This window comes from Veillonella nakazawae (genome assembly GCF_013393365.1).
Classification (GTDB): domain Bacteria; phylum Bacillota; class Negativicutes; order Veillonellales; family Veillonellaceae; genus Veillonella; species Veillonella nakazawae.
In genome coordinates, this window is sequence record NZ_AP022321.1 from 1740601 (window position 1) to 1764577 (window position 23977).

At 39.5% G+C, this 23977-nt stretch carries 20 protein-coding genes; 4 read left to right on the forward strand and 16 right to left on the reverse strand.

Going from position 1 to position 23977, the window contains the following annotated elements; translation table 11 throughout:
* Nucleotides 1-212 precede the first annotated feature (212 nt).
* Entirely contained in the window at nt 213-3578 is a 3366-nt protein-coding gene (locus VEIT17_RS08095) for a subtype B tannase (protein ID WP_178885566.1), read from the forward strand.
* A 178-nt stretch (nt 3579-3756) separates the two neighbouring features.
* On the opposite strand, the gene cysK is transcribed toward VEIT17_RS08095, so the two are convergent.
* From cysK to VEIT17_RS08170, 15 genes are all read right to left on the reverse strand, one after another.
* On the reverse strand, nt 3757-4692 hold the full coding sequence (gene cysK / locus VEIT17_RS08100; RefSeq protein WP_178885568.1) for a cysteine synthase A: 936 nt from the start codon (nt 4690-4692) through the stop codon (nt 3757-3759).
* 15 nt (nt 4693-4707) lie between these two features.
* Entirely contained in the window at nt 4708-5157 is a 450-nt protein-coding gene (locus VEIT17_RS08105; RefSeq protein ID WP_156719234.1) for an RrF2 family transcriptional regulator, read from the reverse strand.
* A gap of 461 nt (nt 5158-5618) precedes the next feature.
* The gene (ahpC, locus tag VEIT17_RS08110) at nt 5619-6182 is read right to left on the reverse strand and encodes an alkyl hydroperoxide reductase subunit C (protein ID WP_004698190.1); all 564 of its coding nucleotides are present in this window, start codon (nt 6180-6182) and stop codon (nt 5619-5621) included.
* 198 nt (nt 6183-6380) lie between these two features.
* Entirely contained in the window at nt 6381-6593 is a 213-nt protein-coding gene (locus VEIT17_RS08115; protein ID WP_178885570.1) for a hypothetical protein, read from the reverse strand.
* A 9-nt stretch (nt 6594-6602) separates the two neighbouring features.
* Nucleotides 6603-8213, reverse strand: a complete 1611-nt coding sequence (locus tag VEIT17_RS08120; protein WP_178885572.1) for a CTP synthase — start codon at nt 8211-8213, stop codon at nt 6603-6605.
* A 15-nt stretch (nt 8214-8228) separates the two neighbouring features.
* Nucleotides 8229-9962 (reverse strand): arginine--tRNA ligase, encoded by a 1734-nt coding sequence (gene argS, locus VEIT17_RS08125; RefSeq protein WP_119207061.1) that lies wholly within the window; start codon nt 9960-9962, stop codon nt 8229-8231.
* Nucleotides 9928-10386 (reverse strand): YwiB family protein, encoded by a 459-nt coding sequence (locus VEIT17_RS08130; RefSeq protein WP_119207060.1) that lies wholly within the window; start codon nt 10384-10386, stop codon nt 9928-9930. Before VEIT17_RS08130 ends, argS begins: the two co-directional genes overlap by 35 nt.
* A gap of 52 nt (nt 10387-10438) precedes the next feature.
* Nucleotides 10439-10720, reverse strand: coding sequence for a GIY-YIG nuclease family protein (locus VEIT17_RS08135; protein ID WP_227283576.1), 282 nt, complete (start codon nt 10718-10720; stop codon nt 10439-10441).
* A complete protein-coding gene (locus VEIT17_RS08140; RefSeq protein ID WP_105084982.1) occupies nt 10710-11351 on the reverse strand; it encodes a peptidylprolyl isomerase in 642 nt (213 codons plus the stop codon). Before VEIT17_RS08140 ends, VEIT17_RS08135 begins: the two co-directional genes overlap by 11 nt.
* Before the next feature lie 176 nt (nt 11352-11527).
* Nucleotides 11528-12433 (reverse strand): DUF3829 domain-containing protein, encoded by a 906-nt coding sequence (locus VEIT17_RS08145; protein WP_178885574.1) that lies wholly within the window; start codon nt 12431-12433, stop codon nt 11528-11530.
* Between the two features lie 126 nt (nt 12434-12559).
* On the reverse strand, nt 12560-13336 hold the full coding sequence (locus tag VEIT17_RS08150) for an HAD family hydrolase (RefSeq protein ID WP_005385327.1): 777 nt from the start codon (nt 13334-13336) through the stop codon (nt 12560-12562).
* 8 nt (nt 13337-13344) lie between these two features.
* On the reverse strand, nt 13345-13581 hold the full coding sequence (locus VEIT17_RS08155; protein ID WP_178885576.1) for a DUF1653 domain-containing protein: 237 nt from the start codon (nt 13579-13581) through the stop codon (nt 13345-13347).
* Between the two features lie 44 nt (nt 13582-13625).
* Complete coding sequence (locus tag VEIT17_RS08160; protein WP_129823417.1) at nt 13626-14699, reverse strand: iron-containing alcohol dehydrogenase family protein; 1074 nt, start codon at nt 14697-14699, stop codon at nt 13626-13628.
* A gap of 142 nt (nt 14700-14841) precedes the next feature.
* Nucleotides 14842-16173, reverse strand: coding sequence for a branched-chain amino acid transport system II carrier protein (gene brnQ / locus VEIT17_RS08165; RefSeq protein ID WP_156719226.1), 1332 nt, complete (start codon nt 16171-16173; stop codon nt 14842-14844).
* 129 nt (nt 16174-16302) lie between these two features.
* Nucleotides 16303-18309, reverse strand: a complete 2007-nt coding sequence (locus VEIT17_RS08170) for a molybdopterin-containing oxidoreductase family protein (RefSeq protein WP_178885578.1) — start codon at nt 18307-18309, stop codon at nt 16303-16305.
* A gap of 580 nt (nt 18310-18889) precedes the next feature.
* On the opposite strand from VEIT17_RS08170, the gene VEIT17_RS08175 reads away from it, so the two are divergent.
* Nucleotides 18890-20029 (forward strand): Ldh family oxidoreductase, encoded by a 1140-nt coding sequence (locus tag VEIT17_RS08175; protein WP_105084988.1) that lies wholly within the window; start codon nt 18890-18892, stop codon nt 20027-20029.
* Nucleotides 20030-20325: 296 nt separating this feature from the next.
* Complete coding sequence (locus VEIT17_RS08180; RefSeq protein ID WP_178885580.1) at nt 20326-21963, forward strand: L-lactate permease; 1638 nt, start codon at nt 20326-20328, stop codon at nt 21961-21963.
* A gap of 143 nt (nt 21964-22106) precedes the next feature.
* Here VEIT17_RS08180 and VEIT17_RS08185 read toward each other — a convergent pair whose 3' ends face one another.
* Nucleotides 22107-22391: a PepSY domain-containing protein gene (locus tag VEIT17_RS08185; protein ID WP_178885583.1), complete on the reverse strand. Its 285-nt coding sequence runs from the start codon at nt 22389-22391 to the stop codon at nt 22107-22109.
* Between the two features lie 219 nt (nt 22392-22610).
* Between VEIT17_RS08185 and VEIT17_RS08190 the strand changes: the two genes are divergently transcribed.
* Entirely contained in the window at nt 22611-23798 is a 1188-nt protein-coding gene (locus VEIT17_RS08190; RefSeq protein ID WP_178885585.1) for a multidrug effflux MFS transporter, read from the forward strand.
* The last annotated feature ends 179 nt before the right edge of the window (nt 23799-23977 follow it).

Below are 23977 nucleotides of genomic sequence, written 5' to 3' on the forward strand. Positions count from 1 at the left end.
ATCATTATAGATAATATAAAAGTAATGATCACTATTCTACGTACTTTAAATTTATTTATATTTTTCTAAGTCTATCTTCTTCGTACTCATCCAGTATTCATCTATTCTTCTATAAATTGTACAAATATATCGATTTATGTTAAACTATATAAATATAAATAAATTTTAAAATTATAAATTATTTTTTTCAATTCTAGTTCGGAGAGTAATTCATGAAATCATCTAGGAAACGTAAGGTCACTGCCGCATTTTTTGCAGCAGCAGCGTTGGGTGGTGTTGCCCACGCAGCCCCTACCCTCAACATGAATGATTTAGTAGGTTCGAACACTACCACTGAATCAACGGCTCAAGGCAATAATAATATTGCTACTCCAGTCGTACGACCTATGGCAACTCAGCCTACCCCTGTAACTACACAATCAGTTCCAAAGGTAACACCTTTAATACCGCGTGTACGTCCAGTACCTGTAAACGATATTGCGAAAGCTTTATCAGATCAACAACGGGCTGTTTCACAACCACAATATGTTGTTAACAAACAAACTAATGCTGTCATGGAACCAACATTGGCCATGCATAGCTTGATGAACGTACAACGTAAAACTGAACCTGTTACAGTACAAAAACAAGTTGATGGCAAACAGCAAGTACAAACGACACAGGTACAACGTACTCCTGTAATGGTTCAACAAGAATCTACAACTCCTTTAGTTATTGCTAATACAACTCAAACTAAAGCCGTTGTAGCAAAACAAAAATTAACTATTCGAGATATTCAACGTGCAGAACGTGAAAGATTAGCTCAATTAGCAGCAGAAGAAGCGGCGCAACAAGCAGGTACAAACCAAGTTGATCAGCAAATGGTTGCTCAGAAACAAGCTGAAGCTCAGCGTCAAGCTGCAATTCTAGCAGAACAACAACGTCAAATGGCTATGCAAGCGGAACAGCAACGGATTGCACAGCAACAAGCTGAGGCTCAACGTCAAGCGGCTTTAAAAGCAGAACAAGTTCGTATTGCAGCTCAACAAGCGGAACAACAACGTATCGCTGCCGAGCAAGCTGAAGCTCAACGTCAAGCAGCTCTAAGAGCCGAGCAAGAGCGTATCGCTGCACAGCAAGCTGAACAAGCTCGTATCGCTGAAGCACAACGTCAAGCTGCAGAGCAAGAACGTCTTCGTATCCAAGAGGAACAACGTCGCATTGCACAACAACAGGCCGAGGCTCAACGTCAAGCGGCTATACAAGCGGAACAACAACGTATGGCTGCAGAGCAAGCTGAAGCTCAACGTCAAGCGGCTTTGAAAGCTGAACAAGAACGTATCGCTGCTGAACAAGCTGAAGCTCAACGCCAAGCCGCCTTAAAAGCTGAACAACAACGTATCGCTGCTGAACAAGCTGCTCGCCAACGTGCAGAAGCTGCTGCTAAAGCTGAGGCAGAACGTCAAGCGGCTATAAAAGCTGATCAAGAGCGTATCGCAGCGGAGCAAGCTGAGGCAGAACGTCAAGCAGCTTTGAAAGCTGAACAACAACGTATTGCTGCCGAACAAGCTAAAGCTGAACGTGAAGCGGCACTCAAAGCTGAACAAGATCGCATTGCAGCACAACAAGCAGAAATGGCAAGACAAGTTGCCATCAAAGAAGAGCAAGAACGTTTAGCTGCCGAGCAATTAGCAAAAGAAGAAGCAGAGGCTGCTGCTAAAGCACAAGCTGAAGCTGCTGCTAAGGCTCAATCTGAAGCAGAGGCAAAAGCTAAAGCTGAAGCGGAAGCCGCCGCTAAAGCTCAAGCTGAGGCAGAAGCAAAAGCTAAAGCTCAAGCTGAAGCTGCCGCTAAAGCTCAGGCTGAGGCAGAAGCAAAAGCTAAAGCACAAGCTGAAGCCGCCGCTAAAGCTCAGGCTGAGGCAGAAGCAAAAGCTAAAGCACAAGCTGAAGCTGAAGCTAAAGCACAAGCCGAAGCTGAGGCAAAAGCTAAAGCCGAAGCTGAGGCACAAGCTAAAGCTCAAGAAAATAAATTACCTCAATCTTATGTAGATGCTCGTAATGAAGCTTCCACAAAAGGTGCTGGTGTAACGGAAGAAAAAAATATTCTTTCTCAACCAATAGAACCACCATTGCAGGCCGATACATCTGCGAAGATTAGCCTTGCTTTCGACGTGAAGAATTATGAATCCATGTCTACTACTGTAGATAATAAGGAAATCAAATATCGCGCCTTCGAATATATCCCTTACGTGGCTAATCCAATCGATATCGATCAACAGTACATGAACATTTATGTACCAGAAGAATACTTCAACAATGGCACTATAAATGGTTACAATACGCAAACAGCCCCTATCTTCATGCCAAATGCGGTAGGTGGTTATATGCCAAGCCAAGCTATGACTCCAAAAGTAGAAAATGGCAAACCTAATAGTGTTCTTTACGCATTATCCCGTGGCTATGTAGTAGCTTCCCCGGCTACACGCGGTCGTACAAATAAAGCATCCGATGGCAACTTTATCGGTAAAGCGCCTGCAGTTATTGTTGACTTACAAGCTGCCACAGCATACTTACATGCTAACGATTCCACAATGCCAGGTAATGCAAATCGTATCATCACTAATGGTACAAGTGCTGGTGGTGCTGTATCCTTATTGCAAGGTGCCACTGGTAACAACTCTGACTTCCAACCATATTTACAAGCATTAGGTGCTGCTACAGCGGCAACCAATGTATATGCAGTTTCTGCCTATGCACCTATTACAAACCTTGATGCGGCTGATATGGCCTATGAATGGAGCTATAAAGGTATTACATCTTTCAATAAAGTAACGATGGGCCAAGGTGAATTGCCTCAAGCCAGCGCAGGTGGCAATACAGCTCCTCCGCAACGTACAATGCAACGTGTAAACTTGAATGCTGATGATGTAGCATACTCTAACTTACTAAGCGAACACTTCCCAGAATACGTAAATAATTTACAATTGCATGACTCTATGGGGCGTGTATTGAAACTAGATAAGAATGGCAATGGTACTTTCAAAAATTATGTGAAAGCATTCATCATTGATGCAGCTAATAAAGCACAAGCTAAAGGTACTGATTTATCTAAACATACATACTTTGTACGAGATAATAAAACAGGCGCTATAAAAGATATTAACTGGGAAGCTTACAATCAGTTTGTAAGTCGTTCTAAAGCACCAGGTGCATTCGATTCCCGTTCTAATGACTCTGGCGAGAACAACTTATTCGGTACAAGTTCAACAGATAATAATCACTTTACAATTACTGCTGCACTACACGATACAACACCTAACCAAGATGTATACGTAGAAAATGCTAAAATCGTTACTATGATGAACCCAATGAACTATCTCGGTTCTCCAGCAGCGACAAATGCACGCTACTATCGTATCCGCTATGGTACAGCTGATAGCAATACATCCGTAGCTATCCCATTGATCGTAGGTACACGTGCTCAAAACCTTGGGTACAACGTAGATATGGCAACACCATTTGATGTAGACCATTCTGGTGACTACGATTTAGACGAATTATTCAACTGGATGGACAATATCGTTAAAAACGGTAGATAATAACAACTAAATACATACCATAATATAAAAGGAGCTACCTAGTAGCTCCTTTTTCTTTATGCCAAATTAAATATCTCTAAAATAAAGCTCCAGTATGTTAAGCACAAAAAAGCCCCTCTACCGAGGGGCTTTGCTCTATTAGGAAAGCATATTCACAGCTTTCACCAATCATATTCTATTATACTTCTGGGAATAATGCAGTGGACAAGTAGCGTTCACCTGTATCAGGAAGAATTACTACGATGTTTTTGCCTTTATTTTCAGGACGTTTAGCCAATTCTTGAGCAGCCCAAAGAGCAGCACCAGAGGAAATACCAACTAAGATACCTTCTGTATGTCCAAATGCTTGAGATGTAGCGAATGCATCATCGTTAGTTACTTGGATTACTTCATCGTAAATATTAGTATCCAAAGTATCCGGAATGAAGCCAGCGCCTAAGCCTTGGATTTTGTGAGGACCAGGTTTGCCATTGGACAATACTGGGGAATCAGTTGGTTCAACAGCCACAATTTTTACGTCAGGGTTTTGTTCTTTTAAATAACGACCTGCACCAGTCAAAGTACCGCCTGTACCAACACCAGCTACGTAGATATCTACTGCACCATCTGTATCTTGCCAGATTTCAGGACCAGTTGTTTTATAGTGAATTGCTGGGTTTGCTTGATTTACGAATTGACCCGCCTCGATGGCACCAGCTGTAGCTGTTACGATTTCTTTAGCTTTTGCAATAGCACCTTTCATGCCAAGAGATCCATCAGTCAACACGAGTTGAGCACCATAGCCAAGCATCAATTTACGGCGTTCGATGGACATTGTTTCTGGCATTACGATTACAACTTTATAGCCAAGAGCAGCACCAACAGCGGATAAACCGATACCAGTATTACCAGATGTAGCTTCTACGATTGTACCACCTGGTTGTAATTCACCAGATTCAACAGCTGCTTGAATAATTGCTGCAGCAATACGATCTTTAACAGAGCCACCTGGATTAAAGTATTCCAATTTAGCAAAAATATTTGCATCTGCGCCATATTTTTTACCAAAACGTGTAGCTGCCAACAAAGGTGTTTTACCAATTAATTCAACGAAAGATTTTGCAATATTAGACATAATAGTTACTCCTTATTAAATAGAACCATCCCAATTATCATATTTTGTATCAAGTTTAGCGTAAGTTCCATCAATTACATCTTGAAGAGTTACGTTTTCTAGATAATCATGAATATAGTTTTGTAATCCTGCCCAGAAACCAACAGTTCTTTCATTGATTACTGTATCAGTACTCACCCCTTCATCAAGAGTGGAGATGATAGCCATGGATTCTTCCGTGGCAAGCAAAATTTCAATAATAGTGTACTCTTTAGGGCTTTTAGATAAGCGATAGCCTCCGTATTTACCACGAATACTATCCACTAGGTTAGCGGCACCCAAACGAGCCACAATACCCTCAAGGTATTTCTCAGATATACCTTGTCGTTCTGCAACGGATCGCAAGGAAACCGGTTTATCCTGACCTTCCTCTGCTAAATCGATGAGAACCATCAATGCATAGCGACCTTTTGTGGAAATCCTCATATATCTTGCCTCTCTTTGTAAAAGTTAGTGCTAACACACCCCATGTTATAAAGCACTTATCCTACTTCATTTATAAAACCTTGTGTATCACTAGGAATTAATTTCATTATAGACCACTAAATCTAAAAATGCAAGAACTTATTTCCTACTTTTATAAAGGGGTATTTAAAAACCCTTATATTTATTGGCCTAAGCCTATATTATTGATTTATTTTATTCTATTATTAGACTAGCAATCACACATATCGATACATTAACTATTTTACATAACACAAAAGGACTAGCCCGAAGGCCAGTCCTTTTGCGTATAGTTTGTAGTTTGTTATATGAGGTTTACCATGATGAATTGGAGAGGGTTCATCTGGTATTGGGACTTACCGTATCGTCAGGAAAACGATGCGCGCCCGTTTTGTCATTTGAGGAGCTGTCTAGATTATTCTAGCGTCTAAGTTATTTCTAAATTAGATTTTACCTACTAAATCAAGACCTGGTTTCAATGTGTCTTTACCTGGTTTCCAACGTGCAGGACACACTTGGTCACCATGTTTTGCTACGAATTGAGCCGCTTGTACTTTACGAACCAATTCTTCAGCAGAACGGCCGATACCCATATCATGGATTTCAGCTGTACGAACGAAACCTTCTGGATCTACTACGAATGTACCACGGTAAGCCATAGCAGATTCTTCTTGGAATACGTCGAAGAAATCAGCTAATTCATGTTTTTTATCAGCTAACATGTAGTACTCGATTTTATTAATGCTTGGAGAAGCATCAGACCATGCTTTGTGAACGAATTCAGAGTCACAAGATACGGAGTAAACTTCGCAACCTAGTTCTTTCAATTCTGCATAAGAGTTTTGTACGTCTTCTAATTCTGTAGGGCAAACAAATGTGAAGTCTGCTGGATAGAATACGAAGATGGACCATTTGCCCAACACATCGGCAGTACTAACTTTTACTAATTCAGGTTTTTTGAAAGCATCTAGAGTAAATTCAGGAAGTTGTTTACCAATAATAGACATGTTATGTCCTCCTTAATTGAGTTCCAATGTAACAGTTATATTATTATCGGTGTACTTATCACCAAATCTATATCTATATCTATATCTATCTTTGTCTATATAATAACAAATATCATTCAAGATTGCAAGTGTTATTTTTAAATTTATCGATATATTTTTCCAACATTTATCGATATGAATAAAAAAGAAGAAAGATGCTCATTTCTGAGCATCTTTCTTCTTTTTCTTTACTACAACAGACTTACTACTTATAGCATGATCAAAGGCTATTAGTCCTGCTATGTTAGCAATACCACGTCGTGCTATATGGCCTGTTGTAGATTGTTCTTTTCCCGATTTACCATATACAAACTGCTCTAGTTTGAGTGCAGCTAATATAAATATACCTATAATAGATAAAATAGATCCCATTTCTATTCTCTATTTTTTAAGTTCCAAAATCGCATCTACGAAGCCGTGGAATAATGGATGTGCATTATTTGGACGGGATTTAAGCTCTGGATGAGCTTGTGTACCAATGAAGAATGGATGATTCTTCACTTCAATACTTTCAACTAAACGACCATCTGGAGATGTACCAGAGATAACAAGGCCAGCATCAGTCAATTGTTGACGATATTCATTATTGAACTCATAACGGTGACGATGACGTTCATAAATCAAATCTTCACCATAGGCTTCATGAGTTTTTGTACCTGCTTCTACTTTGCATGGATAGATACCTAGGCGCATTGTACCGCCTTTTTTATCTACATCCACTTGATCACTCATCAAGTCGATTACTTTGTACTTAGCATTTTCGTCAAATTCGCTAGATGTAGCACCTTCCATACCACATACGTTACGAGCAAATTCCATTACTGCAGATTGCATGCCAAGGCATAGACCAAGATATGGAATATTGTTTTCACGAGCATATTGAATTGTGCGGATTTTACCTTCTACACCACGGGAACCAAATCCACCAGGTACGATGATACCTTCAACACCATCAAATACCTCTTTAGGATCTACAGATGTATCATCAAGTTCTTCGGAGTCAATCCAACGAATATTTACTTTAGTACCCGTAGCAATACCAGCATGATCTAGAGCTTCAACTACGGATAAATACGCATCATGTAATGCTACATATTTACCAACGATAGCAACTGTAATATCTTTACTAGGGTTCAAGATTTTATGAACCATTTCTTTCCATTCAGCCATATCGCAAGGGCGTTCTTCAAGGCCTAATTTTTTGATAACAATATCATCAAGACCTTGATCTTGCATCATCAATGGCACTTCATAGATGGAGCTGCAAGTTTGGTTTTCAATAACTGCTTCTGGTTCTACGTCACAGAACAAAGCAAGTTTTTCTTTCATTTCATCAGAAATGTGTTTTTCGCTGCGGCATACCAAAATATCTGGTTGAATACCAATGCTGCGCAATTCTTTTACGCTGTGTTGTGTAGGTTTAGTTTTCAACTCGCCTGCTGCATTGATGTAAGGCACCAATGTTACGTGAATGTAAAGTACATCATTACGACCTACTTCTTTTTTCACTTGGCGGATAGCTTCCATGAATGGCAAGCTTTCAATATCACCTACAGTACCACCGATTTCAGTGATAACTACATCAGCGTTATCCTCTTTACCTACGCGGTATACGTTTTGTTTGATTTCATTTGTAATGTGTGGAATAACTTGTACAGTGCTGCCCAAGTAATCACCTTTACGTTCTTTATTGATTACAGACCAGTACACTTTACCTGCTGTAATGTTGGAACGTTTACTAAGGTTAATATCGATAAAGCGTTCATAGTGACCCAAATCAAGGTCAGTTTCAGCACCGTCATCTGTTACGAATACTTCACCGTGTTGGTAAGGGCTCATCGTACCAGGGTCAATATTAATGTATGGGTCAAATTTTTGAATCGTTACATTGAAACCGCGGTTTTTAAGCAAGCGACCCAAGGATGCTGCTGTAATCCCTTTACCAAGAGAAGAAACAACGCCGCCAGTTACGAAAATATACTTAGTTGCCATGATGCCTCCCACCTATTACATTTTTTCCGGAGCAGAAATACCTAAAATACCCAAGCCTTGACGAAGTACGAGGGCAATCGCTGTGATTAATCCTAGACGAGCCTGTTGCAACGCTGGATCTACGCCAATGATACGACCTTGACGATAGAAGGAATGGAACATGCTTGCCAAATCGAATAAGTAACGAGCAATACGATGTGGTGCACGATGTTCGGCAGATTGAACGACCTCTTCTGGATATTCAGCTAATTTTTTAATCAATTCTAATTCCATTTCGCTTGTAAGCGTTGTGAAATCAGTTTCACTATAATCACCAAATGCAATGCCTGCTTCACGCACTTGGTTGTAAATGCTGTGAATACGGGCATGAGCATATTGGATATAATATACTGGGTTATCATTGCTACGAGATTTAGCCAAGTTAATATCAAAATCAAGTTGGCTATCTAGAGAACGCATCAAGAAGAAGTAACGAGATGCATCTACGCCAACCTCTTCAATCAATTCATCTAATGTAACGCTATCGCCGCTACGTTTAGATAATTTAACGAGTTGCCCATCGCGGAACAATGCTACCATTTGTAACAATAATACTGTTAGTTTATCTGGGTCATAACCAAAAGCAGCCATAGCAGCTTTTACACGGCATACATAACCATGATGGTCAGCGCCCCAAATATCAATCATTTCTTTGAAGCCACGATCATATTTATTGCGGTGGTATGCAATATCTGCCGCTAAATATGTAGGAACTCCATTATCACGAATAACTACACGGTCTTTATCATCGCCATAGTCAGTAGATTTCAACCACAATGCACCGTCTTTTTCATACACTTTGCCAAGAGCCTTTAACGCCTCTACGGAGTGATGAATTTCATCAGCTTCATGGACAGTACGTTCAGAGAACCAATTATCGAAAGTAACACGGAAATTGCTTAATGTTTCCTCTAAGCGAGCTAATTTTTCTTTTAAACCCTCTTCTTTAAACAATGCTACACGATCAGCTTCGTTCATAGCATTTAATTTATCGAAGCCTTCTCGTTCTGCAATAGCTTTTGCAGTCTCGATAATATCAGGACCACGGTAGCCATTTTCAGGGAACACGAGAGCTCCTTCTGGAATATCAAATTCAGGCATGGAGCCGTCTTCGTTGCGCTTAGGTGGGAATACTAATGTAGCACCTTGCAACTCTTGGAAACGGTATTCAATGGAGATAGCCATATTATCGATTTGGTTACCCGCATCATTGATGTAGTACTCGGATTGTACATTGTAACCTGCTGCACGCAACAAGTTTACAAGTGCACTACCATACGCAGCACCACGACCATGGCCGACATGTAACGGACCTGTTGGGTTCGCACTTACGTACTCTACTTGAATCGTATCGCGTGCACGCAATGGTTGAACACCATATTGATCGCCAGCATTTAAAATAGCTTTCAACGTATCGTATACCATATCAGATTTCAAGAAGAAATTGATGAAACCTGCACCAGCAACCTCAGCGCGTTCGAGCCAATCAAAATTCATATGGCTAATCAAAGCCTCTGCAATAGCACGAGGGTTTTGACGAGCTACACGAGCGGATTGCATAGCGATATTTGTAGAAAAATCACCGAATTCTTTTTGAGGTGGCACTTCGAGAACGATTTCTGGATATTCCCCAGCTGGTAAACCACCGCTGTTAATCGTATCTTGTAATGCCTGTTCAATCCCCGATTTCAGGATTTCCTTCATGTCCATGCTCTGTATCCTCCCGCACGTCTATATCTAACTGATTATAAAATTGCCATTCACCTTCGACGGAAATGTCATATCCTAAATGAACATGACCTACGCCGTCGTGAAAGTCTGCTGTTAATTCATGAGTATTCACGGCCATGTGCAAATCACCATACGGTGTTTCATACACGGATTCGCGCTCTTCACCACGGACATATTGATGACGCATATTAACAGCCCCTGTTCGAAGCAATACAATAGAGTCATCATGGATTTTAATGGTCGTCTTTACCCCATCTAAGCCAGTCACACTAGATTCTTCGTAACGCACATACTGGGCATTACCCTTTTCATGTGATGTACCAGGGGAAATCAGTTCCACTACGGTATCCTTGCCGTCCATATCTCGTTGTACACTTTTTACGGACACTAGAACCCGCTTCATTTTTCAACCTCCATGGCAGTAATTAATCATCATATTATACCATAATCAAAGACTATTTTGCACCCTCAATGAGTCGCAATTTCTTAGTCTTTGTCATCTGTTTTATGGCATATTCTCTACGTTGTGCATCTTGTTTATTGTGAAAGCTTTCAGAATACACCAATTCAACAGGACGTCGCCCTCTCGTATACTTAGCACCGCCTGGAATAAGCCCATTATGAGCCTCTATACGGCGTTCAATATCGGTGGTCCACCCGCAATACAAGGAATCGTCTGCGCAACGCACCAAGTACACATAGTGCCGCTCTTCAGACTTAACCTCCTTATTTGCCATTTTTTGCATCATCAGTAATCGGTTCCAACGTAATAGTATTGATGATTACTGGCTCTACTGGTTTATCATTACGGCCTGTTTTTACTTTGCCAATTTTTTCAACTACATCCATGCCTTGTACTACAGTGCCAAAGATAGTGTGTTTGTTATCTAACCAATCTGTAGGTCCCAATGTAATAAAGAACTGAGAGCCACCTGTATTAGGGCCTCGGTTTGCCATGGCAAGAACGCCCATTTTATTGAAGTGTAAATCATTGGAGAACTCATCAGGAATTGTATAGCCTGGACCGCCAGCACCTGTACCATCTGGATCCCCGCCTTGAATCATAAAGCCTTCGATAACGCGGTGGAATGTAACACCATTATAGAAACCTTTTTTCACTAGGTAATCAAAGTTTTTTACTGTAATAGGTGCTTTAGAGCCTAACAATCGAACTTTGAATTGACCATAATTTGTATCAAAAATAGCGTATTCATCAGCAATTGGTGCATTAGAGAAATTAGGCATAGCTACCGTTTCTGCTTTTACAGTATTCCCTTGTGGTTGTTCCCCACTTTTTGTACCACATGCCGCTGTCCCAAGCATTGTAATCCCTAACATTGCGCATAAAGCCAAGCGTTTCCAGTTCATAGTTCCCCCAAAAATGTATCGTATATACTAACATGTATGTAAAATTCACATAGAAAAGCCGCTCAACCCGTGAGCGGCTCTTTTTTAGTATATCATGTTTTAGAGAAAATTTGGTTTAAATAATTATTAAATTTACCAATTTATATAACCTTATACTTTCAGTTATATATTAGCTATTATTTACCATCAAATTGTTCTGGGTTCGTACTGTTATAGGTATCAATATAAGCATTGAAGGATTGAATCATTTCGTCAAGATTATTTTCGTTTGAGTCTGCAAGGACTTGACGTACGGAACCGACTACGGAATTGTAACGATCAGCCAGAACTTGGCCACGATCATTATTCACACTCTTGAGCAATGCTTCGATTTCTGAAAGCTCTTTTTCTACAGCTGCTTTATCAGCTTTTTGAGGAGCTTTTTCAAGGTTTTCTACAAGGTTAGTCAAGCGAAGCGTAGATTCCATTGCTGCCGCATAACCTTTCTTGCCTTCTTTTTTCAATTTTTCAACTTGTTTTTGAGTTTGTTCATTGTTAGTTTTTGTAAGAACATCACTAAATTTAGTATACGCTGCATCAAATTTTTCTACAGAAGCTACATATTTAGCAGCTAACTCTTTACCTTTAGCACCACCATCGTTCATATAGGCTTTAGAGTCATTATAAGAAGTCAACTCTTTATATACTGGCACTAATTCATTAAGAACGTTCAATAGATTGTCCCGTTCTGCATCAAGATCTTTGAATGTAGAACCTTCTTTTTTAGATTTTTCCAAAGCGTCTTGTAATCTGTCATAGTGAGGTTGATTAGTAATAGCACCTTCTTGGAAGCCACCTTTTAATTGCGCCAAACCGTCTGCTTGGAATTGAGCAAATGCCGCATTATTGCTATTGAACTGGTTAGTTGCATCGATGAGAGTATTAAGCTTTGCAGCCGCCTTCTCATCATTATCACCGACTACAGAGGATACAGCAGAGCCAAGATTACTTACCTTATTAACACTACAACCAGAAATCAATAGACCTGTCGTCAGGGTTGCTACACATAGTAAAGTGGTAAAAAATTTGCGTTTGTTATTCATGACTTCTCTTCTCCTATAAATACACAAGTATGAATCTAAGCGCATTATACTAATTAATCTACCACAAATCTGTAGCTACGGTTACCAAACATTATAATTCACATAACTTACAGGAATTAACTCAAACTAATCAATCCACTTGAAATGCTTACACGCATTATAAATACCATCCTTATCACAGTCGGTAGTGATATAATCGGCTTTTTCTTTTAATTCAGCACGTGCATTCCCCATGGCAATATTAAGCCATTCTGGTCTAAACATAGACAAATCATTATATCCGTCACCAAACACTACGGCTTGATTAGGTTTCATACCAAAATGATCAAGCATATTGCGAATACCCAAAGCTTTTTCCATTGGTTCATATAAAACACAGCCATCGCCATAACGAATGAGCTTATGCGTCATATGCTCAATTTCTTTTTCCTCTTCTTCCCCTTCTTTAAAGAACACATAAATCTTATAAAACTCTTCTACATTATGAAAGTCAAAATTAGGATCTACTGTCGTTTTAAAAACATCCCAATTCGGATGCCAATCTAATATCTCCTTATACGGCGTAATTCGGCCTAATTTATTCCGATCTGTTACAGCCCAAGGAATATTATGGGACTCTAAATATTCCAAATAGTTAATGCATGCATCACGATCCATGCCAATCATGGACACTAGTTCATTATTAACAGTAACACTATGTCCGCCATCTGCTACAAAATCTGTAAGACCTGCTTGCTCAGCAAAACGCTTTGCATCTACTTGGATACGGCCTGTCGCTAGTGCCACCCTATGACCACGGCGCTTTAATTCATCTAAGCTATATTGAGCACTGTCAGGAATTTTACCTTCCGGCCACACAGCTAAGGTATTGTCTATATCGAAAAAGAAAAATTTCTGTTCCACAGGCCCTCCTAATCACGTCCGCTCATTAACTTAAATCGCTCTTTCTGCTCTACATCAGGATATTTTTCTTGATCCACATAACTCAAAAACATATCTAGTGGTCGTACATATAAGTCACGTTGATCATATAATTTTTGATACACTACGAACTGTTCACTCGTTTCCGAATGAGTTGCAACATCTAACACATAATAGTACATGCCTTTAAAATGACGATATAAGCCACCCTTTACAATTTTTCGCATTTATAACCTCATCACATAACATACACAAACGGTTACAAATTATATTAATCAAGAGATTCCATGTATTGAATAGCCTTAGTCAACATATCTGCTGTAATTTTGTACGGAGATACGTCAATATCATGAACAGATGTAGCCTTTTCAACAATTTGAGGAATATGCGATGCAGTAAGACCTAACTGTGAAAGTTTAGTAGGCCAACCTAATTCGCGGTATATTGGCAACCACCGTTGTAATTCATCCATTTGTTGGTCAACGGTTAACAAAATAAGTAAGCCATATGCTACCATTTCACCATGTAAATGGTTTTCTTCTGTTTCTTTATTAGTAACACAGCCATAACATACAGCATGAGCCATATTACTATTATATGCCATAGGAACACAACCCGATACAATACCGGTAGTAAAGATAACAGTCATAGCAATGGTATCAAATGCATCACTACGTTTTTTAGCTTGACTGTCTTTATAGGCTTGTATACCATGTGCTAAAATTGGTTCACTACACATAGAAGCTAGAGTAAGGCCTAACTGAGTATTATAATCTTGCTCACGATTGCGAGCAGAAAGATGAGTTTCATAGTGTTTTGCAATAGTATCTCCCATTCCCGCCCACAAGTAACGGCTTGGTGCTTCTACGAGAATATCAGCATCAATAAAGCAGTGCACAGGAGGATGATTTACAAAGGCTACGTCATCAAAAGTATGCTCTGCAGTGTATACAGCTGCGACTTCTGACGTTGCAGCACAAGTAGAGGCAATGGTCGGAATTGTAAAGAATGGTTTATCATCTAACTCTAGAGCTACTACTTTTACCGTATCCATGGCCTTACCGCCACCAACAGCAAACATAAAGTCCGCATCTTTTACAGAAGCCATTTGTGCAATTTCCTTACCTCGAGAGAAAGTACACTCTCCACCAAAGTGAATAATATCTAGCACTTTAATCCCTGCTTTATCAAGCACTGGACGAATGTGTGGCAAAGCTTTAGAAAGAGCTGTCTCACCACCGATGATAGCTACAGACTTACCATATAATTTTGTAAATTTGGGAATAGCGTCAAACACCTCATGACCGCCAAAACTATAACTAGGTAAACAATGAGTACTACGCATAAAATCTTCCTTCCTTCTTTCATTATCTATATTCTTATTATAGAAACTTCTACTCACAAAATCAATTTTATATGACAACCCTTAAGACACAAAAAGGTTCTATACTTTCACCAAAAACGAAAGTATAGAACCTTTAATACTATTATTTATTTTCGGACACAAGACCTTTATGGATAAGACCTACAACGAAGCCTAATACCGCAAAGCTCACCCAGCCCATCCCAGCAGCCTGGAATGGAATGTATTGAGTAAAGAGCTGTTCCAATGCAGCAGGTGCAATACCTGCCGTTTCAAGACCAGTCATAAGTGCAGAGATCATTGTGAAAGCCATTGTCCATGCGTATACGCAACGACGACCACCGAACACATTGTGAAGAAGTGCCAACAAGATGATTACAATCGTTAACGGATACAAGAGCATCAACACTGGAATCGCTGCACTGATGATTGTTTTCAAACCGAACATGCTAAGACCAAATGCTGCTACGGAGAAGATTACTACATATAATTTATAGCTAATCTTCGGTGTCAACTTGTGGAAGTACGTACCACAAGAAGTGATAAGACCGATACTTGTAGACAAGCAAGCTAGAAGAACGATGATAGCCAAGATAATTTGACCGAATTCACCGAACAAGTAGTTAGCACTTACGGACAACACAGGAGCACCTGTATCAAACAAACCAAAACGTTCAACACTAGTAGCACCAATGTTAGCGATAAATACATAAACAATACCGAGAAGACCTACAGCAATAGCGCCTACTTCCATTACTGTTTTTGTAATAACCGCACGAGATGTAGCGCCGCTAAGACGAACAAAGTCGATTACAAGAATAGCAAATACTACGGAAGCCAACGCATCCATCGTATTATAGCCGTCCAAGAATCCTTGCAACACAGCTGTAGGTGCATCACCATAAGCTGGTTGTGGCACTGCATAGCCGCCTAGCGGAGTCATAAAGGATTTAATAATTAACAACAGAATTACAAGTAGTAATGCTGGTGTCAAAATATTACCGATACGATTAACAAGCTTTTGTGGACTAATGGATAACCACAAAGAAACACCAAAGAATAATGCCAAGAAAATTGGTTCCATATTCATGCTTAAACCTTCTGTGAAAGGTTTAATTGCAATTTCATAAGCTACAGTACCAGTACGTGGCGTCGCAAACATTGGACCGATACTCAAGTAAAGAGAAATTGTGTACAACAAGCCATAAATCGGATGAACACGGCTCGCAAGTTCTTCAACATCTTTACAGGAGGAGTACCCCATCGCTGCAACACCTAATAGTGGAAGGCCTACACCTGTTAATATGAAGCCGAGCAAAGCCCAACCTACGTTATCACCAGAATGTTGACCTAAGGCCGCTGGGAAGATCAAGTTCCCTGCCCCAAAGAATAGGGCGAATAACATCATGCCTATAGCCCAATAGGCACGGGCAGATAATTTATCATTACCATTCATAAACGTAACCCCCTTCAGGTTATATATAGAAATAATATTACTATTATAATCCTAATGAGGATATGTATGCAATAAAAATATTCTTGTTATGACATATTAGCATAACGTTATTCCTATAAGTAAAGGGAATTAAATATCCGCCTTTTTGATGTGAACTTGCACATCATAGAATGTACTACCCCAACCTTGATCCGTAGGTCTGTCTGCTGTAAGTACATTAATACCTACATTAGGATCACTAGATTGTGATTGCCACCATACGCCAAGGGTTACCAATGTACCTCGTTGTACCTCTTCATCGTAGTATGCTTTAATTTTTACACTACCACGATTATTGTAGATTTCAACTTCATCACCATCATTAATGTTATATACTTTTGCATCTTTAGGATTGATGCGTAGTTTCATCAATTCAGGATCATCAAACTCTAACTCACAGAAGCTAGAATCTAAAATGCGAATATCATTACCGATAATAAGCCAGAATGGTGCACTATCTCCATAAGGCGGTAAATAACGAATTAGTGGCTCCACATCATGTGGATTATATAACTCAATCTTTCCAGATGGCGTTTTAAAATCTAATTTATAATTTTCAGGCAACGTCATCTCTACTGGTTCACCTTGGAGAATTAAATTTTGATCATCCTTAGAAATACGGTGCGACGCACTTACAATTTGGTCTATTAAATCTCGTTCACTATGCTTAAAGAATTCATCTGTAAGTCCCATACGTTTAGCTAATTCAGAAATCACTTGCCAGTTAGAGCGGGATTCGCCAATAGGATTGATTAATTTATAACCCGTTCCAATTGTATAGTGCCCATAGGAGTTATATATATCGTCATGTTCTACTGATGTTGTGGCGGGCAATACAATATCGGCGTATTTACATGTGTCGGTAAAGAAACGTTCGTGAACAACCGTAAATAAATCATCTCTCATCAAGCCTTTTCGCACTACATTTTGATCAGGTGCTGTTATAGCCGGATTACTAGAGAATACATAAAGACTATGCACAGCTGTACCTGATGGGTTTGTAAGCATTTCACCTAGTTTAATCATAGGCATCAATCGCTTTGCTGGTGCATCCACATGAGCCTGTTGCATCACTTCTTTGCCCACAAACTTACTACCACTAGCACTCGATAATAAGCCACCGCCTAAATATTGCCAAGCTCCAACTACAGCAGGTAATGCATTAATAGCACGACAGTTCATAGCACCATTCCCATAGCGTGATAACCCACTGCCAAGACGTATAAATGGAGCCTTAGCTTTAGCATAGGCATGGGCAAACTCAATCATACGTTCTACGGAAACGCCACAAAGTTCAGATGCTTTTTCCGGTGTAAAATCAAGCAACACATCGTTTACGAGCTGATCATAGCCTTGTACATGTTCCTTAATAAAATCTATATCTGCTAAACCGTCTCGATGAATAATATGAAGCATACCTAACGCTAAGGCGCCATCACTACCAGGTTTTACGTAAATATGTTCATGAGCTTGATTAAAAGTATAGGTTTTATGAGTATCAATAATCCAAACTCGAGCGCCATTCTTTTTTGCTATGTTTACATCATGTAAGATATGAACATCAGTAGCAGTGGCATTAATGCCCCATAGAACAATTAAATCACTATGTTGTGCCTCTTGAGGTTTAATGGCTAGTGTATCGCCATAAACAGAGCGGAATCCTGCCTGTTTTGCAGGGGAGCAAATACCACGGTCCTGGTCTGTAGCACCAATACGGCGGAAAAAGTAATCCGCTGCTGGGCTTTGAATCACACCCATCGTACCTGCATAGGAGTAGCGCAAAATACTTTCACTGCCATGAGTACTAATAGTTTCTTTAAAATTATTAACAATGGTATCTAATGCCTCATCCCAACTGATACGTATATATTGGTCTTCACCGATTCCTTTTTTACCAATCCGTTTCATTGGGTACTGTAAACGCAATGGAGAATGAACCACTTGTTCGTAATGCGCCATTTTAGGGCACAATGTACCTCTTGTAAAAGCATGATCTCTATTACCACGAACAGATACTACTCTATTGTTCTCTACCGATACGATTAGACCACATGCATCTGGGCAATCATAAGGACATACTGATTTGTATTCTTTCAAAATAAGCACCTCGCTTATAAATTATATAAACTATAGGATGTATATTTATATTATATTACAGCATTGTCTGTATAAGTGTAACCTTTAACACATTTTCTATCTTCACAAAGATTAAAATCATTGCATATCATGCATATCAATACATTCAGTTATCACAATACGTTGCCATACATATCAAAAATTTTTATATATGTTATTGAACATTTCAAGTTTTATCGATGTTTATCCATTCTCATTCTTGCTCAAAGCCTATACAGATATACTAATAAGCTCTATAAAAATACTGAAAATCTAAAAAAAAATCATGCAATCATAACTAAAAGTCATAACCATATAGTTTTAGGTATAATCGGATGTTTCAGCAATCGACCTCGGAATATGTGACAAACATCACCGGTACGTATGCGTATTTAGTAATGTGTTTCAGACTGTAAGACTATTCAATCTCACTTCTTTCTGTGCTATACTGACATTGTCATTTGAGAGGATATAGAGCTCACCAGATATCATTTAAACTTCATGATATTTTAGAGTGACGTTACTATATCAGGTACATATTTTCTGAAAAGAGGTTTTAACGATGGCAGACGCAAAAAACACTGTGTTATTCCCTTATGAAACATTGAAAAAATTAAGCATGGACGCTTTCCAAAAATTCGGTTTCTCCGAAAAAGAAGCTGACATCATCCAAGACGTACTTTTGACTTCCGACTTGTTCGGTATTCAAAGCCATGGTATGCAACGTATGGTTCGTTACCACAAAGGTATCACTAATGGCTTGATCAAAATCGACGCAAAACCTGAAATCGTAAAAGAAACTCCAATTTCCGCAGTTATCGACGGTCATGACGGCATGGGCCAAATCTTGGGCCACATGGCTATGGAAATGGCTATCGAAAAAGCTAAAAAATCCGGTGTTGGTATCGTATCCGTACGTAACTCCAACCACTATGGTATCGCTGGTTACTATGCTAAAATGGCATCCGACCAAGGCTTAATCGGTTTCTCTTGTACAAACTCCGAAGCAATCATGGTTCCTGTATATGCTCGTAAAGCTATGCTTGGTTCTAACCCTATCGCTTGGACTGTACCTGCTGATCCTGTTGACTTCTTCTTCGATTGCTCCACTACAGTAGTAACTCGTGGTAAACTTGAAATGTACAACAAAATGGGCAAAGCTACTCCAGATGGTTGGGCTGTTAACAAAGACGGCGTTCCTTCCACTGATGCAGCTGAAGTATTGGGCAACATCTCCCGTCATGAAGGCGGCGGTATCCTTCCTTTAGGTGGTGCTACAGAAGTTCTTGGCGGCCACAAAGGTTATGGTAACGGCATGATTGCTGAATTATTCTCCTCCATCTTGTCCCAAGGCGGTACTTCCAACAAATGTATGGTTGGCGGTAAATCCAATATCTGCCACGGCTTCATGGCTATCAACCCTGAATTCTTCGGTGACCCAGCTGAAATCAAAAAACACTTCTCCCAATTCTTACAAGAATTACGTGAAGCTCCTAAAGCTGCTGGTCAAGACCGCATTTACACTCATGGTGAAAAAGAACATGAATCCGTTGAAAAAGTTAAAGCTGAAGGCATCCCTGTACTTAACGGTACAATGCTAGAAGTTCAAGATCTTTGCAATGAATTAGGTTTAGACTTCAAATCCTACTTCGGCGATTATGTACCAGAAGCTCCTGCTACAATGTTCAAAGGTAACTACTAATACCTAAGACCTTACAAAGGCCCTAACACGGACATGTAGTCAGTAAAGAAGGGGACATAAACACTGTTTATGTCCCCTCTCTTATATTCTTAACCTCATGTGTAATGAGGTTAAAAATTTTTAAGAGACATATCACTTTTTATGATAAGTATATCTGTTATTTTATTGTAATCCTTTATTTTAACTGAACTTTTACAACTTAATACAATAGCGATTTACTCATCAATTAAATTGATTAAGCTACATCGTCCTGTTAAGCATATATTTTTATTTTTCTTGAAAGGATGATTTTAGAAATGAGTGCTATCACCGTTCTATTAGCGCTATCTCCAATCATTTGGTTGATCGTAGCGTTATCCATCTTGAAATTACCAGCATGGCAAGCAACAAGTGTTGCTGCAATCGGTTCTTTCATCATCGCTATTACAGCATTCCAATCTGATCCATTTATTATGGTCACTGGTGCCCTTGAAGGTGCCGCTTTGGCAATCTGGCCAATCCTATTAGTTATTACAGCTGCTATCTTCGTTTATAACTTGGTAGTACATACGAAAGCAATGGAAACTATTAAAACAATGCTTTCTTCTGTAACATCTGATACTCGTGTACTTGCATTGTTACTTGCATGGGGCTTCGGTGCCTTCATGGAAGGTATGGCTGGCTTTGGTACTGCCGTTGCAATTCCAGCTGCTATGATGGTTGCCGTAGGTTTCGACCCACTAAAATCTATCATCGCATGTCTCGTTGCGAACTCCGTACCAACAACATTCGGCTCTATCGGTATTCCAACAACTACATTGGCATCCTTAACAAGCCTTGATCCAAGCCATTTAGGTACATTCATTTCCGTACAATTATTCTTACTTAACCTTATCGCTCCATTCTTCGTTGTTATGATCATTGGTGGCGGTGTCAAAGCGTTAAAAGGCGTATTCCTTGTTACATTGCTTTCCGGTTTAGCTTTAGCTATTCCTGAAACTATAATCAACGCAGTAATGGGTCCAGAATTATCCGTAATCTCTGCATCCATCGTTATCATGGCAGTTATCATTATCTGTGCAAAAATTATGCCTCCTAATGATCCTGCATACGCAGTTAAACAAACTGGCGAAGTTCCAAAAGTTTCTGGTGGTGAAGGCCTTGTAGCTGCAATGCCATTCATCTTAATCTTCGTATTATTGTTATTAACTTCCAAATTGTTCCCTGCAATTAATGGTCCTCTTGCGTCCATTAAAACATCTGTACCTATCTACCAAGGTCCTGGTGCAAAACCTTACACATTCGTATGGATTGCAACTCCTGGTATCATGATCTTCATCGCTGGTATTGTTGGTGGTTTCATCCAAAAAGCAAAAGCTGGCGAAATCTTCGGTACATTGGGTTCCACAGTTAAAAACTTGAAATTCACATACCTTACAATCATCACAGTTGTTATGACAGCTAAATTGATGACTTACTCTGGTATGACTGCAGATATTGCGAAAGCAATGGTTGCTGGTACAGGTTCCTTGTACCCTCTATTCGCTCCTATCGTAGGTGCGTTGGGTGCCTTCTTGACTGGTTCCGGTACAAACTCCAACGTATTGTTTGGCCCACTTCAAATCGCTGCAGCTCAAGGTTTAGATCCTACAAACTTCGAAGACCTTGGCTTCTGGTTGGCAGCAGTTAACTCCGGTGCAGCTGGTATCGGCAAAATGTTATCCCCACAATCCATCGCGATTTCTATTGGTGCCGTAGGTCCTGCTTTGAAAGCATACCTAGAAAACCATAAAGAAATTAATTCTGAAGAAGCTCACAACTTAGAACATGAAATCGAAGCAAGCGTTATCATGAACAGCGCATTCAAATACTTCTTGATCTTCATCGTTATGCATGGTTGTATCTCCTTCTTCGGTCAACATTTCATCCATGAAATTCACCACTTCTTCTTCTAAGAACTGGTAACAATACAAAAAAGAACAGCTCTTCACGAGCTGTTCTTTTTTGTTGCCACATATGAGAATACTATATATAACATAGCTTAATGATACTACAGTTTAGATTTCACTAATTTGCTACATATAATTGTAACAATCTATTAATAAGCCTCTTGCTCTACTTCCCATTTAGTAAAGGTTCCAGTATCTGCATCAATTTCAAAATCATATTCATAACCGTTATAATGTATTTCACCTTCATACTCTAAACGGCCATTCTCATAATCACGATTGAATTCAGTTACATTTGCAACTGTTGCACCCGGTACACGCGCTAAGGCACTCTGTACAGCCTCATCAGAACTAATAGCTTCTACAGAAGAAACCGTAGCAGTCCCGATTACTACAATTGCAGCTAACACAAAACCTTTTATTAAATATTTCATATAATTCTCCCATCGCCAATAAGTACATTGATTTTTTTAGATATAATTAATATACTAATTGTAATCTATAAATAGAGATATAGCAAACTCAATATTTCATATAGATATTTTTTCTTAATCATGATAAAATACATCGTATCAAATAGAAAAAATTAAATGCAGTCTGCGAAGTGCGATTCGCAGGCTTTTATTTTTCCCATTTTAAGATAGGAGGATTGTATGACTCAAGAAAATTCTGCTAAGGTTTCCTTTATCTTGGTAGTATTCCTTGGCATGTTAACAGCTATTACACCGCTCGCAACAGATCTGTATTTACCGGCATTACCGATTATGCCTGGTGAATTAAATACAACAGCATCAAATATTCAAATGACCATTGGTATTATGACCTTTGGCGTTGCATTAGGCCAATTATTTGGTGGTCCTATTAGTGACACAATGGGGCGTAAGGTACCACTTATTATAGGCAATTTACTATGTGTTATTTCTGGCCTTATATGTGCCTATGCACCGAGTATCGAAATACTTTTACTAGGAAGATTTCTACAAGGTTTAACCGGATCTGTAGGCGTTGTAATTGCCAAAGCCATCGCTCGAGACTTTGCATCTGGTCAAGAACTGACTAAACTTTTTGCTATGCTCATGATGGTTAACGGACTCGCACCAGTCCTTGCACCTTTAGTAGGCGGTCAACTACTACTTCTTACCACATGGCGCGTTATCTTTATAATCTTAGCCGTATTCTCTGCTATTCTATTGCTAGGTTCTCTTCTTTTCCGTGAAAGCTTACCAAAGGAAAAACGCGTTACTGGCGGCCTTGCTACGGCTATAAATAACTACTTTACACTGATCAAAGATAAACGTTTCCTGGGACAATCTTTAATTCAATTCTTTGCTTTCGGCGCTTTCTTTGCCTATATCTCAGGTTCATCCTTTGTATACCAAAATATTTTCCAACTTTCAGCCCAGAAATTTAGTTATCTTTTTGGTATCAATAGTTGCGGCATTATCTTGGCCAGTGCCATTAGCGGACGAGTAAGTAATGTCGTAACATCTCGTCAAATACTTACATTCAGTCTATGGGAACTGACTATCGGCTCCTTACTATTCTTAGTAGCCATGATTTTTGAATGGTCTCTCATTCCTGTAACAACAATTCTATTCTTTACGGTGTGCACAGTTTCCTTATTCGGTTCCGCCTCCTTCTCTATGGCTATGACTAACTATGGAAAAATGGCAGGCAGTGCCTCTGCCATACTAGGCTTTGCAAGCATGTTTGCAGCAGGTATTGTATCACCATTAGTTGGTATAGGTGGGGATCATACGGGCATACCAATGGGGATTACAATGCTAGTATGTGCAGTGCTTTCCTTATTGTGCTTGTATGGTTTAGTAGAAAAAGAATAATTTATTTTATACGTTTCTGTAAGCCCCACAATGGGGCCCAACTACAACAGAATAATATTAGTATATAAATAAGATACCCCTTTCCTTGCTCAGTACGGCGCTACGCTTCGTAAAATCGCTTCGGAAAGGGGTATCTTATTTATATTAACACTACCTGTAGAGGCGTCCCATTGTGGGGC

Excerpts from the sequence above, each read along its gene's own strand:
- VEIT17_RS08175 (WP_105084988.1), top strand. The coding sequence starts at position 18,890 with ATGGCAGACGCAAAAAACACTGTGTTATTCCCTTATGAAACATTGAAA.
- VEIT17_RS08120 (WP_178885572.1), bottom strand. The coding sequence starts at position 8,213 with ATGGCAACTAAGTATATTTTCGTAACTGGCGGCGTTGTTTCTTCTCTT.
- VEIT17_RS08145 (WP_178885574.1), bottom strand. The coding sequence starts at position 12,433 with ATGAATAACAAACGCAAATTTTTTACCACTTTACTATGTGTAGCAACC.
- ahpC (WP_004698190.1), bottom strand. The coding sequence starts at position 6,182 with ATGTCTATTATTGGTAAACAACTTCCTGAATTTACTCTAGATGCTTTC.
- cysK (WP_178885568.1), bottom strand. The coding sequence starts at position 4,692 with ATGTCTAATATTGCAAAATCTTTCGTTGAATTAATTGGTAAAACACCT.
- VEIT17_RS08130 (WP_119207060.1), bottom strand. The coding sequence starts at position 10,386 with ATGAAGCGGGTTCTAGTGTCCGTAAAAAGTGTACAACGAGATATGGAC.
- brnQ (WP_156719226.1), bottom strand. The coding sequence starts at position 16,173 with ATGAATGGTAATGATAAATTATCTGCCCGTGCCTATTGGGCTATAGGC.
- VEIT17_RS08155 (WP_178885576.1), bottom strand. The coding sequence starts at position 13,581 with ATGCGAAAAATTGTAAAGGGTGGCTTATATCGTCATTTTAAAGGCATG.
- VEIT17_RS08160 (WP_129823417.1), bottom strand. The coding sequence starts at position 14,699 with ATGCGTAGTACTCATTGTTTACCTAGTTATAGTTTTGGCGGTCATGAG.
- VEIT17_RS08115 (WP_178885570.1), bottom strand. The coding sequence starts at position 6,593 with ATGGGATCTATTTTATCTATTATAGGTATATTTATATTAGCTGCACTC.
- VEIT17_RS08105 (WP_156719234.1), bottom strand. The coding sequence starts at position 5,157 with ATGAGGATTTCCACAAAAGGTCGCTATGCATTGATGGTTCTCATCGAT.
- VEIT17_RS08135 (WP_227283576.1), bottom strand. The coding sequence starts at position 10,720 with ATGGCAAATAAGGAGGTTAAGTCTGAAGAGCGGCACTATGTGTACTTG.
- VEIT17_RS08180 (WP_178885580.1), top strand. The coding sequence starts at position 20,326 with ATGAGTGCTATCACCGTTCTATTAGCGCTATCTCCAATCATTTGGTTG.
- argS (WP_119207061.1), bottom strand. The coding sequence starts at position 9,962 with ATGGACATGAAGGAAATCCTGAAATCGGGGATTGAACAGGCATTACAA.
- VEIT17_RS08190 (WP_178885585.1), top strand. The coding sequence starts at position 22,611 with ATGACTCAAGAAAATTCTGCTAAGGTTTCCTTTATCTTGGTAGTATTC.
- VEIT17_RS08095 (WP_178885566.1), top strand. The coding sequence starts at position 213 with ATGAAATCATCTAGGAAACGTAAGGTCACTGCCGCATTTTTTGCAGCA.
- VEIT17_RS08140 (WP_105084982.1), bottom strand. The coding sequence starts at position 11,351 with ATGAACTGGAAACGCTTGGCTTTATGCGCAATGTTAGGGATTACAATG.
- VEIT17_RS08185 (WP_178885583.1), bottom strand. The coding sequence starts at position 22,391 with ATGAAATATTTAATAAAAGGTTTTGTGTTAGCTGCAATTGTAGTAATC.